Here is a 12,927-nt window from a genome sequence, read left to right as displayed (position 1 = left end):
GAGCGGTAACGTTCCTGCACCTCGTTCCTGGGGCGTGAGGCCCCCGGGACACTCTTGAAGGAGCACGAGGATGAACAGATCCGCCCTGCTCGCCGCTGCCACCGCAGTCGCGACCGCCACCGCCCTGGGCCTGAGCACCGGGACCGCCACCGGCGCCCCGCAGGCCGACCCGGGTCCGTCGCCGGCCACCGCGGCCGCCCGGGTCAAGGCCGCGATCGGCCAGAACCTCGGCCCGCTGAAGGCCACCGACGCCGACGCGTTCACCGTCCGGGACGTGATCGTCGATGCCGACGGCACCAGCCACGTCCGGATGGACCGCAGCATCGGCGGCCTGAAGGTGCTCGGCGGCGACGTCGTCGTCCACCAGGCCAAGGACGGCGCCTGGAAGGACACCAGCCTGACTCTGGCTCGTACGGCGAACGTCGGCCGTACGCCGAAGATCTCCGTCGCCGGCGCCACCGCCAAGGCGCTCACCAGCGGGCTGAAGGCCGAAGGCAAGCCGTCGCTGGTGATCGAGGCCCGCAAGGGCGCGCCCCGCCTGGCGTACCTGGTCACGACTGGCGGCACCCAGGCCGACGGAACGCCGAGCCACGTCACGACGACCGTGGACGCACTGACCGGCGCGAAGCTGGTCAGCGAGCAGCACATCCACACCGCGAGCGGCGACGGCAAGAGCCTGTACTCCGGCACGGTGCCGATCGACAGCACCCCGGCGACCGGCGGCTTCACGTTGACCGATCCGGCCCGCGGCAACGGTTACACCGCCGACGCGAACAACAAGACCGACTCGATCCTGTGCCAGCTGCTGCAGATCGGCTGCCCGACGCCGACCCGGTTCACCGACGCGGACAACCACTGGGGCACCGGCGTCAACACCGACCGCGCCTCGGCCGCCGTCGATGCGCACTACGGCGCGGCGAAGACGTTCGACTACTACAAGCTGATCCACGGCCGCAACGGCATCTTCAACGACGGCAAGGGTGTCCCGAGCCGCGTCCACTACGGCACGAACTACGTGAACGCCTTCTGGGACGGCAAGAAGATGACGTACGGCGACGGAGACGGCGTCGCGGCCGGCCCGCTGGTCTCGCTGGACGTGGCCGGGCACGAGATGTCCCACGGCGTCACCACCGCGACCGCGAACCTCACGTACTCCGGGGAGTCCGGCGGCCTGAACGAGGCGACCAGCGACATCTTCGGCTCGCTGGTCGAGTTCTACGCCGGCAACGCGGCCGACCCGGGCGACTACTACATCGGCGAGGAGATCATGAAGGACCGCCCGGCGCTGCGGTTCATGGACAAGCCGAGCAAGGACGGCCAGTCCAAGGACTGCTGGTACTCCGGGATCGGCAACATCGACGTGCACTACTCCTCCGGCGTCGCGAACCACTTCGCGTACCTGCTGGCCGAAGGCACCGGCGCCAAGGAGTTCGGCGGCCTGCCGCACGACTCGACCACCTGCAACGGCACCACGCTGCAGGGCATCGGCCGGGACAAGCTCGGCAAGATCTGGTACCGGGCGCTGACGACGTACATGACGACCGGCACCACCTACGCGCAGGCCCGGACCGCGACGCTCAACGCCGCCACCGACCTGTACGGCGCGTCGAGCGCGGAGCGCACCGCGGTCGCCGCGGCCTGGTCCGGGGTGAGCGTCAACTGATCGCCGACAGCAACTGATCCGCGACCTCGTTGTGGTGCACGGATCGTTGACTTGATCACCGGCCCTGTCCCACTGGGGCGGGCAGGGCCGGTGATCAAAGAGGACGATGGGGAACAGCCGAGAACGCGCGCTGGGTCGTCGACCTGCGCCCGGGGCGCCCTGATCTCAGTCTGTTCCCGCACGCGCTCTGGGCTGCCAGCGTGAAGCGATCACTGGCCGCGGCCGCCCACAGCAGCCTCGACTACGGCGATCCGGCGGGCCTGGCTGTGCTTCGTGAGGCCGTCGCCGGGTACGTCTCCCGGACTCGCGGCGTGCTCGCCGATCCCGGCGCTGTTGTGATCGCCAGCGGCTTCAGCCACGGTCTCGTGCTGCTCTGCCGCGCCCTGCGCCAGTCAGGCGTCACCACGATCGCCACCGAGGATCCCGGCCTCGTCCATCACCGGACGCTGATCCACGAGGCAGGCCTCGCCACCACCCCGCTGGCCGTCGGCCCGGACGGCGCCGATCCGTCCAGCCTGTCGCGGGCCGCTCCGCCCGACCAGTCCCGGGCCGCCCCGGCCACCCTGTCTCCGGCCGCCCCGTCCGCTCCGGCCGACCCGCCCCAGCAGGCCGGCGCCGCGTTGCTGACGCCGGCCCACCAGCACCCTCGCGGCGTCGTGCTCAGCGCCGACCGCCGGAAGGCCTTCGTCGACTGGGCCGAGGAACGCGACGGCTTCGTCATCGAGGACGACTACGACGGCGAGTTCCGGTACGACAAGCAGCCCGTCGGAGCGCTTCAAGCGCTGGCGCCCGACCGCGTGGTCTTCGCCGGCAGCACCAGCAAGGCCCTGGCGCCGGGTCTTCGGATCGGCTGGCTGGTCCTGCTGGAGCGTCTGCGCATCCCCGTGCTCGACGCCGTCGCCGCGTCCGGCGCCACAGTCAGCGCACCCGACCAGCTCGCACTCGCCGACCTGCTCCACCGCGGCGACTACGACCGCCACGTACGCCGGGCCCGCGCGACCTACCAGAAGCGGCGAGCTGAGCTGTCCGCCCGGCTCGCCGAGCTGACCGACGTACCGCTGGACGGCGTACCGGCTGGGCTGCACGCGCTGCTCCCCCTGGCGTCCTGGCAGGAGGAGAGGCGACTGATCGATGCCGGGCTGGCAGCAGGTGTTCGCTTGCAGGGCCTGCATGCCGCCGGATACTGGCACTCCCCCGAGCGTGGCGGCGCCGGGCTCATCATCGGCTACGCCACTCCGCCGCAGCACGCGTGGCGATCGGCGCTCGACGTACTGACCGAGGTCCTCAAAGGCGCGTGAATCCCATTCGCCACGAAGGCCGGCCCGGCACCCAGCCCAGTTCCTTCCGCGCGTACGAGTTGTCCGCACCTCTCGCCCAGCCCGTCCGCTCCCCCGCCGTGACCGCAGCCTCCGGCACACCGACCGCTGCGCAGAACACCGGCACCCATTCGGAGCCCGCCGCAGGCTCGTCGTCGCAGACGTTGACCGGCCCAGTCGGCCACCCCAACGCGTCGACGGCAGCCGAGGCAGCGTCGTCGACATGCACGAAGCTCGACACGTCCGCAGTGGCGGGCAACTTCCCGGCGTGGGCCAGCTGCGCCATCAGGCCGTCGCGCTCGTACCAGGTGCCCGGCCCGTACAACGTCCCGTAGCGCAGAACGACCCACTCAGGCAGCTCGGCGACCGCGCTCTCCAGGCTCGCGCCGCCCTCGACCGTGCCCCGCCGGTCGGGCCGCCGTCGAGGTCCAGCGGCACGTCCTCGGTCGCGGGCTCAGCGCCCGGTGCGTACGCCCACGAGATGCTCTGGGCAACCATCCGCCGTACGCCGGCCGCCTGCGCGGCGTCGACGAGGTTCCGGGTTCCGATCGTGCGCACCCGTGCATTGGCAGCCCGGTCGCCCGCGCCGAGGAAGACCCGCATCGTCAGCGCCCCTCCGGCCGCGGCGCGCGGCGATCCGCACGCTCGGCGAGCTCGGCGGCGCTCGGGAACGTCAGCATCTCCTCGCCCGGCGCGAAGATCATCTCGCCTTCCAGCATGTACCCGAAGACCGGCCCGGAGTGCCGGTGCGGCGGCGTGCCCGAGTCGCCGGGCGGCAGCTCGATCGTCGCGGTCGTCACGTGCACGCCGTCCGGAATGTCCGGCGTCTGCGAGAGCAGCAGGGAGGGAACGGAGTTGGTCTTCGGCTGGGTGTCGGTCATGCCTTCGACGCTAGGCGCGGCCGGCCGACGCCGAGTAGTCCACTTGAGCTCCGCCGCACTGGTCCGGTCGTGTCACGCCGCTCGAGGTCCATCGTTCGATTGCCTCGACCACTGAACCGCCCGGTGCATGATCACCCTCGCGTTCGGCGCCGTACCAGGTGTTCACGTGTTGGGCCTTGGCGAGGTCCGGTGCGGGTGTGAGAATCCGGCACATGTCTGCCCAGAACCGATCACGGCGCCGCCTGGGCGCCCTCGTGGTCACATCGTCTCTCGCCCTGACCGGGGTGGTCGCCATCGCGGCCGCACCGGCGCAGGCCGCCTCGTCCACCGTGGTCATCACCGAGGTGTACGGCGGTGGCGGCAACTCCGGCGCGTCGTACACGAACGACTTCGTCGAGCTGACCAACAACAGCAGCGCCGCGGTCGACCTGACCGGCTGGTCGATCCAGTACGCGTCGGCCGCCGGGAGCTCGTGGACGAACAAGATCACCCTGTCCGGCTCGATCGCGCCGGGCGGCGTCTACCTCGCGCAGGGCGCGTCCGGCGGGGCCAACGGCCAGCCGATGCCGACGCCCGACGCGACCGGCAGCGTGAACATGTCCGCCGCGTCCGGCAAGGTCGCGCTCGTCAGCTCGGTGACCTCCCTGACGTGCGGGGCGGGCTGCGCGACCGTGCCCGGCGTCGTCGACTTCGTCGGGTACGGCGCCGCCAACGACTTCGAGACCGCCGCGGCGCCCGGGCTGACGAACACGACGTCGGCGACCCGCAAGGACCCGACCAAGGACGCGGACAACAACGGCACCGAGTTCGCCGAGGTGAACCCCTCGCCGAAGACGCTGACCTCCGCGCCGCCGGCCGAGGACCCGGTCCCGGCGAAGATCCACGAGATCCAGGGCGCGGCGCACCTGTCGCCGCTGAACGGCAAGCTCGTCGACGAGGTCACCGGTGTCGTCACCGCCAAGAGCGGCAACGGGTTCTGGTTCCAGGACACCGCGCCGGACGACGACCCGGCGACCAGCGAGGGCCTGTTCGTCTTCACCAGCTCGGCCCCGACCGTCGCCGTCGGCGACACGGTCACCGTCGAGGGCACGGTCGCCGAGTTCCGTCCGGGTGGTTCCGGCGGCAGCGACAATCTGACCACCACCGAGCTGACCAACCCGACCGTCACGGTGACCGGCACTGCCGCCGTACCGGCTGCGACGATCGTCGGTCCGGGCGGACGCGTGCCGCCGTCCACGATCATCGACGACGACTCCAACGGTGACGTCGAGACGACCGGTACGTTCCAGCCGGCCACCGACGGGCTCGACTTCTGGGAGTCGCTCGAAGGCATGTGGCTCGGCATCGACAAGCCGCAGGTGACCGGGCCGACGAGCTCGTTCCGGGAGCTGTCGGTGGTCCCGGCCGGCTCCGGGCTGCGCACGGTCCGCGGTGGGATCCTGCTGCAGAAGACCGACAGCAACCCCGAGCGCGTGCTGCTGGACGACGTACTGGCTCCGGTCCCGGACGCCAAGACCGGCGACACGCTCGCGGGCACCGTCACCGGCGTACTCGACTACGGGTTCGGCAACTTCAAGTTCCTGGTCACGCAGACGCCGACCGTCGTCGACGGCGGCCTGAAGCGCGAGAAGACCACGCCGTCGTCGCTGCTGCAGGTCTCGGTCGCGACGTTCAACGTCGAGAACCTCGACCCCGCCGACGGCGCCGCCAAGTTCGACGGCCTGGCCCAGGCGGTCGTCCACAACCTCGCCTCGCCCGACATCCTCGGCCTCGAGGAGGTCCAGGACAACGACGGCGCGACCAACTCCGGTACGACGGCCGCCGACGTCACGCTGAACACGCTGGCGACGGCGATCCGGAAGGCCGGCGGCCCGAAGTACGCCTGGCGCCAGATCGACCCGGTCGACGGCGCCGAGGGCGGTGAGCCGGGCGGCAACATCCGGGTCGCGTTCATGTACCGCACCGACCGGCCGGTCAAGTTCGTCGACCGCGCGGGCGGCGCCCCGACGGCCGGGACGACGATCACCACCGACCGGTTCGGCCGGCCGCACCTGAGCTCGTCGCCCGGTCGCGTCGACCCGGCCAACCCGGCCTGGGAGGCCACGCGGGTCCCGCTCGCGGGCGAGTTCACCTGGCTCGGGCAGTCGCTGTTCGTCGTGGTCAACCACTTCAGCTCCAAGGGCGGCGACGACCCGCTCTGGGGCCGGGTCCAGCCGCCGGTCCAGAGCTCGGCGCCGAAGCGGCACGAGCAGGCCCGGTCGGTGCGCACGTTCGTCGACCAGATCCTGGCCAAGGACCGGGGCGCCAACGTGGTCGTGCTCGGCGACCTGAACGACTTCGACTTCAGCCAGACCACCGACATCCTGGTCGGCTCGGGGAAGACGTCGCTGATCGACCTGCCGCGCACGCTGGCCGCGAAGGAGCGGTACAGCTACGTGTTCGAGGGCAACAGCCAGATCCTCGACCAGATCCTGATGTCGCGGAACCTGCAGCCGGCCTCGTCGTACGACGTGGTGCACATGAACGCGGAGTTCCCCGACCAGATCTCCGACCACGACCCGCAGGTGGTCCGGCTGATTCCGCTGCCGTCCTGGTACCGGTGAGCCTTACGGGCCGCTGACGCCGGGCCCCCGGGCGGGGTTTCGCTTGCCCTACCGCCGATACTGAAGAGGAGCCGGTTTCCCCGGGGAACCGGCTCCTTGACCTTGAGGAGGTACGGGCACCGTGACCGACGGCATCAAGCAGTACGCGATCGACAAGACCGACCAGGAGTGGCGCGCCCAGCTGTCCCCCGCGGAGTACCAGGTGCTGCGCAAGGCCGGCACCGAGCGGGCGTACACCGGTGAGTACACCGACACCAAGACCGTCGGCGTCTACAAGTGCCGGGCGTGCGACACGGAACTGTTCCGCAGCGAGACCAAGTTCGACTCGCACTGCGGCTGGCCGTCGTTCTTCGCCCCACTCGCCGAGGAGCGCGTCGAGTACATCGAGGACACCGCCCTCGGCATGAAGCGCGTCGAGGTCCGCTGCGCCAACTGCGGCTCCCACCTCGGCCACGTCTTCGAAGGCGAGGGCTACGGCACCCCGACGGACCTGCGCTACTGCATCAACTCGATCAGCCTGACACTGTCCGAGGCCTGATCAACCACTGGGCCCGGCACCCCTTCGGGAGTGCCGGGCCTTCGTACGTCGTCGGCCGGACCCGCGCGGGTTGTCCGCCGAAGGCAGGACCCGGGGGCGACCGGCCCCTCTCCCCCTCCCCACCTTCCCGTCAGATCGGGGTCGCCAGGGCGACGGGGTTGCCGTCGGGGTCGAAGGCGTAGGCCTGGCGTTCGCCCCAGGGCATGTTGGCCGGTTCCTGGACGATCGTGTAGCCCGCCTCGCGGAGGATCTCCACCTGGGTGTCGACGTTGTCGACGTACACGAAGAGCTCGAAGCGGGGGGCGGTGCCGACGGTGATGCCGAGTTGGGCTTCGGGCCAGCTGGTGTCGGCCAGGCCCAAGGACGACTCGCCGCGTTCGAGGCCGACGTAGTGCGGGTCGCCCTCGAGCGGGAACTGGTAGGTCTGCTCGTAGCCCAGCAGCGCGTAGAAGTCGACCGAGCGGCGGACGCTGCCGACGTACAGGACGGGAAACGCCTTGCGTTCCATATCAGGCGAAGTTGGCGACCAGCTCGCCGAGCTCTGTCCGCTTGCCGGTGTAGAACGGGGTCTCCTCGCGCACGTGCCGACGGGCCGTCGACGCGCGCAGGTCGCGCATCAGGTCGACCATCCGGTGCAGCTCGTCGGCCTCGAAGGCCAGCATCCACTCGTAGTCCCCAAGCGCGAACGAGGCGACCGTGTTCGCCCGGACGTCGGGGTAGCCGCGCGCCATCTTGCCGTGCTCGGCGAGCATGAACCGGCGGTCCTCGTCGGGCAGCAGGTACCACTCGTACGACCGGACGAACGGGTACACGCAGATGTAGGCGCGCGGCTCCTCGTCGGCCAGGAACGCCGGGATGTGGCTCTTGTTGAACTCGGCCGGCCGGTGCAGCGCGTACTGCGACCAGATCGGCACCAGGTGCCGCCCGAGCCGCGACCGGCGCAGCGCGTGGTACGCCTTCTGCAGCGCGTCCGACGTCGGCGCGTGCCACCAGACCATGAAGTCGGCGTCCGCGCGGAAACCCTCCACGTCGTACCAGCCGCGGATCACCACGTCGTCGGCCGCCAGCTTGCCGACCAGCTCGGTCAGCTCCGCCGTCAGCTCGTCGCGGTCCGTGTCGCCGAGCGGGGTCTCGACCTTGAAGACCGACCACATCGTGTAGCGGATCACGGTGTTCAGCTCGCGGGCCTTCGGCTTCGCGGGCGTGCTGGTCTCGGGCTGGTTCGCGTCGGTCACGAACCCATTGTCGCCAATGCGTCCAGGTGGGCCCGCACCCGGGTTGCCGCCTGGCCGCCCGAAGCGACACAGGCCGCGATTCCGACGCCCTTGTACGCCGCGCCGCAGACCGCCAGTCCCGGCTGCTCGGCGACGGCCGCCTCGACCCGGTCGATCCGGTCCAGATGCCCCACGGCGTACTGCGGAAGCCCGCCGCCCCACCGCGTCACCAGCGAGCCGACGACGGGCGCGTCGAGCCCGACCGCCGTCCGCAGATCGGCGCTCGCGAGCGCGGCCAGCTCCTCGTCGGACCGCTGCAGCACGTACTCCTCGCCGAGGCGCCCCACCGAGCACCGCAGCACGGCGAGCTCCCCGCCGGCCTCGGCCGACCAGGCCCACTTGGCGTGCGAGTAGGTCGCGGCCTTGATCGTCCGGCCCTCGTCGGACGGCACGAGAAAGCCTGACCCGGTCGCTCCGGCCGGCCAGTCCTTCTTCCGTACGGCGAGCGTGACGATCGCCATACTCGCGTAGTCGATCCCCGCCAGCTCGCTCGACGCCGCCGGCACCAGCTCAGCCAGCATCCGCGCCGCGGGCGACGCCGGCGTCGCCACGACGACCGCATCGGCGTGCAGGATTTGAGGAGCTGGCACCGGGCCTGTCTCCAAGGAGTAGCCGTCCGGCGTACGACTGATCTTCCGTACTGTCGTCGTCCGCCGAATCTCCACCCCACGGCCGATCAGATCTGTCTCCAAAGCCCCGATCAGGCGGTTGATGCCACCGCGGAGGCCGGCGAAGACTGGTTTGCCGTCGGTCGCGCGCCGTTGACTGATCGCCCGCAGCTCGCCCGTTGCCGCCAGCAAGCTCGGTGCGGTCTTCAACCTGGCGTACAACTCCGGTACGGCGGCCGCGAGCGAGATCTCCTCGGCGCGACCGGCGTACACCCCACCCAGCAGTGGATCGATCAGCTTGCTCGTGACGGCCGGGCCCATCCGTTCGGCGACATACCGCCCGATCGCCACGTCCTCGGTCAGCGCGGGCCGCGGCAGGCCCTTCTCCTCGGCAACCCGCGCCGCGGCGTCCTCGCCGAGCACGTCGACGGTCTCGGCCGGATCCACCGGCACGCCCATCACCGTCGGCGGGATCGCCCGGATCCGGTCTCCGACCCACAGCCCCGCCGAGGTCGTTGCCGGGTGCACCAGCTCGTCCCCCAGCCCGACCGCCGCGATCAGGTCGACCCCTTCAGGCCGCCGCGCCAGCACCGACTCGGCGCCGAGATCGACCGGCACCCCTTCCAGCACGTCCCCGGCGAGCTTCCCACCGAGCCGAGGCGAGGACTCCAGCACGATCACCCGCGGCGGATTGGCCCCGCTCACCAACGCATGAGCCGCCGCCAGCCCACTGATTCCACCGCCGACAACCACCACAGTCCGAGCATCCACAAACCCATCCTCACCCCACCGGCCAACTCCCCCGGGAGCGGGGTGGTGCCGCGCACCAGGCGGGAACTGGCAGATATGTCCTAGTGGTAGTCCGGCAGGACGAGCCCGCTGTGGACGGACCGGCTGTGCTCGGCAGACAGCGCGGTGCCGTCGGAGCCGGTCCGCTCGCCGGACTGACCAGCGGCGCGGAGGGTTTCGTCACGGGCGTCCAGGAGCTCTTGGGTGTTGGGCGCCACGACCCGGCGCCCGACATCGACCAACGCCTGGTTCTGCTCGACGAAGTCGCGGATGCGATGCTCGTACGCCGCGAAGGCGGTCTCGTGGTCGTCATGCGTAGCCAGCTCACCCGCCAGCACGTACGCCCCGACAAGCGAAACGCTCGACCCCTGCCCGGACATGAACGACGTCGCGTGAGCGGCATCGCCGGCCAGCGCTACCCGCCCGCGCGACCAGGTCGGCATGTAGATCTGGCTGACCACGTCGAAGAACAGGTCGTCGGACGACCGCACCGCCTCGACCAGCCGCGGAACGTACCAGCCCGCGTACGGGAACTTCGCGGCGACCAGGTCGCGCTGGGCGATCGGGTCACGGAAGGCCTCGTACGGCGGTTCGTCCTGCTGGAAGGTGAGGAAGCCGTGCAGCGGCTCGTCGGGCTCGTGCGCGTACAGCACCGCGGCCCGGCCGGGGACGTTCCAGATGACGCCTTCGTGGGAGAGGCCGAAGTCGTTGGCGAGCGTGAAGCCGGCGAACGCGTAGCCGACGTACGAGTGGAACTGCTCCTCGGGGCCGAAGACCAGGCGGCGGGTGTTCGAGTGCAGGCCGTCGGCGCCGATGACCAGGTCGAAGCTCCGGCTGACGCCGCTGTCGAAGACGACGTCGACACGGTCCCCGCGGTCGTCCAGCCGCGCGATCGAGTCGTCGAAGAGGAACTCGACCCGGTCCCGGATCGGTGTGTAGAGCGCGTCGGCGAGGTCGCCGCGGCGGACCTCGAGGTCGAGGCCCTCGGCTCCACCGGTCATCGCCTCGGGCCGGATCGTGGCGATCGGCGTCCCGCCGGGATCGACGAACGTGACCTTCTGCGAGTCGACGTGCGCCTTGCGCAGGGCCGGCAGCAGTCCCATCCGGTCGACGACCTCGCGCGCGGTCCCCCGGACGTCCACGGCGTACCCGCCGCCGCGGACGGCCGAGGCCTTCTCGACCACCGTGACCTGGAAGCCGTAGCGGTCGAGCCAGTAGGCGAGGGCGGGGCCTGCGATGCTCGCGCCCGAGATCAGCACCGTGCGGTTCATGACGTGTCCTCCTGACAAGCGCATCCGAGATGCGTACTTTAGGTATCTACTTACTGCTCAGAATACATACCTAAGTTAGGTAATCAAATGGACGGCGCAGAACGCCCTGCTCGCGATGCCTCACCGGAGGCGCTGTCGGCACTCCCCCGGCTCGCGCAGATCAGCAACGCGATGAACCGTGGCCGCCTCGCGCAGCGGGCGACGGAGGCGACCGGCCTGAGCCTGGACCGCCCCGCGCTGACCATCCTGCTGACGCTGGCGATGGCGGGCGAGCCGCTCCGGATCGGCGAGATCGCCGAGCGGATGCAGGTCGTCGGACCGCACGTCACACGGCAGACGCAGGTGCTCGAACAGCGCGGCCTGGTACGACGGGTGCAGCACGCGACGGATCGGCGGGTCAGCCTGATCGAGCCGACCCCGGAAGGCGCCGCGGCGGCGAACCGCTACACGGCGTCGATCGTCGGCTGGTTCAACGAGGTCGTCGCCGAGTGGCCGACGCAGGACCGGCAGAACCTGGGCCGCCTGCTGGCCAAGCTCGCCGACGACGTCACCGCACACCTCGCCAAGGAGGAGACGGGCTCGACTCAGGGCTGAGCAGCCCCCGGTCGCCGGGCCGGAATCGGGGCCCGGACGGGAGCAGGGGCAGGGATCCAAGCCGGAGCCTGGACCGGGGCGTCAGCTTCGGGCTGACTTCTTCTGGACGGCCTTGACGATCTGGTGCAGGACCTCGGGGTCGGTCGTCGGCGGTACGCCGTGGCCGAGGTTGAAGATATGGCCCGGCGCCGCCTTGCCCTCGGCAAGGATCCGGTCGAGCTCGGGGTCGATGACGTCCCAGCCGGCCGTCAGCAGCGCCGGGTCGAGGTTGCCCTGGACCGGCTTCGCGCGACCGCCGGCGGCGGTGATGCGGCGGACCGCCTCGTCGAGCGGCACGCGCCAGTCGACGCCGACGACATCGGCGCCGGCCTCGCTCATCAGGCCAAGCAGCTCACCGGTGTTCACGCCGAAGTGCAGCTTCGGTACGCCGTACTGCTGGAGCGCGGCGAACACCTTCGCGGAGTACGGCTGGACGAACCGGGCGTAGTCGCGCGGCGAGAGCGCCCCGGCCCAGGAGTCGAAGAGCTGGATCGCGGAGGCGCCGGCCTCGATCTGGACCGCGAGGTACGCGATGGCGACGTCCGCCAGCCGGTCGGCGAGCGCGTGCCAGAGCTTCGGGTCGCTGTGCATCAGCGCCTTGGTCCGGGCGTAGTCCTTGCTCGGCCCGCCCTCGACCAGGTACGACGCGACGGTGAACGGCGCGCCGGCGAAGCCGATCAGCGGCGTACCGCCGAGCTGCTTCACCAACTCCTGGACCGACTCGGTGACGAACGCCACGTCCGACAGCTCGACCGGGCGGACCGGAGCCAGGTCGGCCAGTGTCCGGACCGGTGACGCGATCACCGGGCCGACGCCCGGCTTGATCTCCAGGTCGACACCGACCGCCTTGAGCGGCGTCACGATGTCGGAGTAGAAGATCGCCGCGTCGACGCCGTAACGGCGTACGGGCTGCAGCGTTATCTCCACGACGAGGTCGGTTCGCATGCAGGACTCGAGCATCGTCGTGCCCTCGCGGATCGCCCGGTACTCCGGCAGCGAGCGACCCGCCTGGCGCATGAACCACACCGGCGTGTGCGGCCCAGGCTCCCCCCGGGCAGCGAGCAGGAAGGGAGAACGGCCAAGCTCAGCAGACGATGTCGAAGGCACCCACCGATGATCCCACGCGGCAAACCCACAGTTGCCACCGCTTCCCCCACGGCTACCACCCCATTCACAGCCCATCGTGAAGTCCCAAATTCACAGATGGTCCCAGGAGTCCCCCAGGTTTTGGGGCCGCCCGCTCTGGACTGAGGAGGGAGGGAGCGCAGCGACCGACCGACGAGGGAAGAGCGGGCGAAAAAGCCCCAAAACCCGCGGCGACGAAGTCGACGCAAAAAAACACAGCTGGTGA

The 12,927-nt window shown here is 70.6% G+C and carries 13 protein-coding genes; 5 read left to right on the top strand and 8 right to left on the bottom strand.

What is annotated here, in order from left to right:
• Positions 1–70 precede the first annotated feature (70 nt).
• Both ACLQ2O_RS24875 and ACLQ2O_RS24870 read left to right on the top strand, forming a co-directional pair.
• On the top strand, positions 71–1,663 hold the full coding sequence (locus ACLQ2O_RS24875) for a M4 family metallopeptidase (RefSeq protein ID WP_425835402.1): 1,593 nt from the start codon (positions 71–73) through the stop codon (positions 1,661–1,663).
• Positions 1,664–1,806: 143 nt separating this feature from the next.
• Positions 1,807–2,961 (top strand): PLP-dependent aminotransferase family protein, encoded by a 1,155-nt coding sequence (locus tag ACLQ2O_RS24870; protein ID WP_425836492.1) that lies wholly within the window; start codon positions 1,807–1,809, stop codon positions 2,959–2,961.
• On the opposite strand, the gene ACLQ2O_RS24865 is transcribed toward ACLQ2O_RS24870, so the two are convergent.
• Genes ACLQ2O_RS24865 through ACLQ2O_RS24855 form a run of 3 tightly spaced genes read right to left on the bottom strand, consistent with a single transcriptional unit; the run spans position 2,948 to position 3,860 of the window.
• Entirely contained in the window at positions 2,948–3,265 is a 318-nt protein-coding gene (locus ACLQ2O_RS24865; protein WP_425835400.1) for a hypothetical protein, read from the bottom strand. The genes ACLQ2O_RS24870 and ACLQ2O_RS24865 overlap by 14 nt on opposite strands.
• On the bottom strand, positions 3,265–3,537 hold the full coding sequence (locus ACLQ2O_RS24860) for a hypothetical protein (RefSeq protein WP_425835398.1): 273 nt from the start codon (positions 3,535–3,537) through the stop codon (positions 3,265–3,267). Before ACLQ2O_RS24860 ends, ACLQ2O_RS24865 begins: the two co-directional genes overlap by 1 nt.
• 47 nt (positions 3,538–3,584) lie before the next feature.
• A complete protein-coding gene (locus ACLQ2O_RS24855) occupies positions 3,585–3,860 on the bottom strand; it encodes a cupin domain-containing protein (protein ID WP_425835396.1) in 276 nt (91 codons plus the stop codon).
• A gap of 212 nt (positions 3,861–4,072) precedes the next feature.
• Here ACLQ2O_RS24855 and ACLQ2O_RS24850 point away from each other — a divergent pair, with 212 nt between their 5' ends.
• Entirely contained in the window at positions 4,073–6,463 is a 2,391-nt protein-coding gene (locus ACLQ2O_RS24850) for a lamin tail domain-containing protein (protein WP_425835394.1), read from the top strand.
• A gap of 121 nt (positions 6,464–6,584) precedes the next feature.
• Entirely contained in the window at positions 6,585–7,001 is a 417-nt protein-coding gene (msrB, locus tag ACLQ2O_RS24845; RefSeq protein ID WP_425835392.1) for a peptide-methionine (R)-S-oxide reductase MsrB, read from the top strand.
• A 130-nt stretch (positions 7,002–7,131) separates the two neighbouring features.
• On the opposite strand, the gene ACLQ2O_RS24840 is transcribed toward msrB, so the two are convergent.
• The 4 genes from ACLQ2O_RS24840 to ACLQ2O_RS24825 form a co-directional block, all read right to left on the bottom strand.
• Complete coding sequence (locus ACLQ2O_RS24840) at positions 7,132–7,509, bottom strand: VOC family protein (protein ID WP_425835390.1); 378 nt, start codon at positions 7,507–7,509, stop codon at positions 7,132–7,134.
• Position 7,510: 1 nt separating this feature from the next.
• Positions 7,511–8,236 (bottom strand): hydrogen peroxide-dependent heme synthase, encoded by a 726-nt coding sequence (gene hemQ, locus ACLQ2O_RS24835; RefSeq protein ID WP_425835388.1) that lies wholly within the window; start codon positions 8,234–8,236, stop codon positions 7,511–7,513.
• The gene (gene hemG, locus ACLQ2O_RS24830) at positions 8,233–9,654 is read right to left on the bottom strand and encodes a protoporphyrinogen oxidase (RefSeq protein WP_425835386.1); all 1,422 of its coding nucleotides are present in this window, start codon (positions 9,652–9,654) and stop codon (positions 8,233–8,235) included. Before hemG ends, hemQ begins: the two co-directional genes overlap by 4 nt.
• 80 nt (positions 9,655–9,734) lie before the next feature.
• Positions 9,735–10,943 carry an FAD-dependent monooxygenase gene (locus ACLQ2O_RS24825; protein ID WP_425835384.1) on the bottom strand — a complete coding sequence of 403 codons (1,209 nt, stop codon included), beginning with the start codon at positions 10,941–10,943 and terminating at the stop codon, positions 9,735–9,737.
• Between the two features lie 87 nt (positions 10,944–11,030).
• On the opposite strand from ACLQ2O_RS24825, the gene ACLQ2O_RS24820 reads away from it, so the two are divergent.
• Complete coding sequence (locus ACLQ2O_RS24820; RefSeq protein WP_425835382.1) at positions 11,031–11,537, top strand: MarR family winged helix-turn-helix transcriptional regulator; 507 nt, start codon at positions 11,031–11,033, stop codon at positions 11,535–11,537.
• A gap of 81 nt (positions 11,538–11,618) precedes the next feature.
• Here the strand turns inward: ACLQ2O_RS24820 and hemE are convergent, their stop codons facing one another.
• Entirely contained in the window at positions 11,619–12,758 is a 1,140-nt protein-coding gene (gene hemE, locus ACLQ2O_RS24815) for a uroporphyrinogen decarboxylase (protein ID WP_425835380.1), read from the bottom strand.
• Positions 12,759–12,927 lie beyond the last annotated feature (169 nt).

This window comes from Kribbella sp. DT2, from assembly GCF_049844575.1.
Classification (GTDB): domain Bacteria; phylum Actinomycetota; class Actinomycetes; order Propionibacteriales; family Kribbellaceae; genus Kribbella.
This window is presented reverse-complemented; position numbering and strand designations above follow the sequence as displayed.

Bases quoted from the DNA above. Each gene is read 5' to 3' on its own strand.
- ACLQ2O_RS24875 (WP_425835402.1), top strand. From the start codon at position 71: ATGAACAGATCCGCCCTGCTCGCCGCTGCCACCGCAGTCGCGACCGCC.
- ACLQ2O_RS24865 (WP_425835400.1), bottom strand. From the start codon at position 3,265: ATGGCGCAGCTGGCCCACGCCGGGAAGTTGCCCGCCACTGCGGACGTG.
- ACLQ2O_RS24855 (WP_425835396.1), bottom strand. From the start codon at position 3,860: ATGACCGACACCCAGCCGAAGACCAACTCCGTTCCCTCCCTGCTGCTC.
- ACLQ2O_RS24850 (WP_425835394.1), top strand. From the start codon at position 4,073: ATGTCTGCCCAGAACCGATCACGGCGCCGCCTGGGCGCCCTCGTGGTC.
- ACLQ2O_RS24840 (WP_425835390.1), bottom strand. From the start codon at position 7,509: ATGGAACGCAAGGCGTTTCCCGTCCTGTACGTCGGCAGCGTCCGCCGC.
- ACLQ2O_RS24825 (WP_425835384.1), bottom strand. From the start codon at position 10,943: ATGAACCGCACGGTGCTGATCTCGGGCGCGAGCATCGCAGGCCCCGCC.
- ACLQ2O_RS24820 (WP_425835382.1), top strand. From the start codon at position 11,031: ATGGACGGCGCAGAACGCCCTGCTCGCGATGCCTCACCGGAGGCGCTG.
- hemE (WP_425835380.1), bottom strand. From the start codon at position 12,758: ATGGGCTGTGAATGGGGTGGTAGCCGTGGGGGAAGCGGTGGCAACTGT.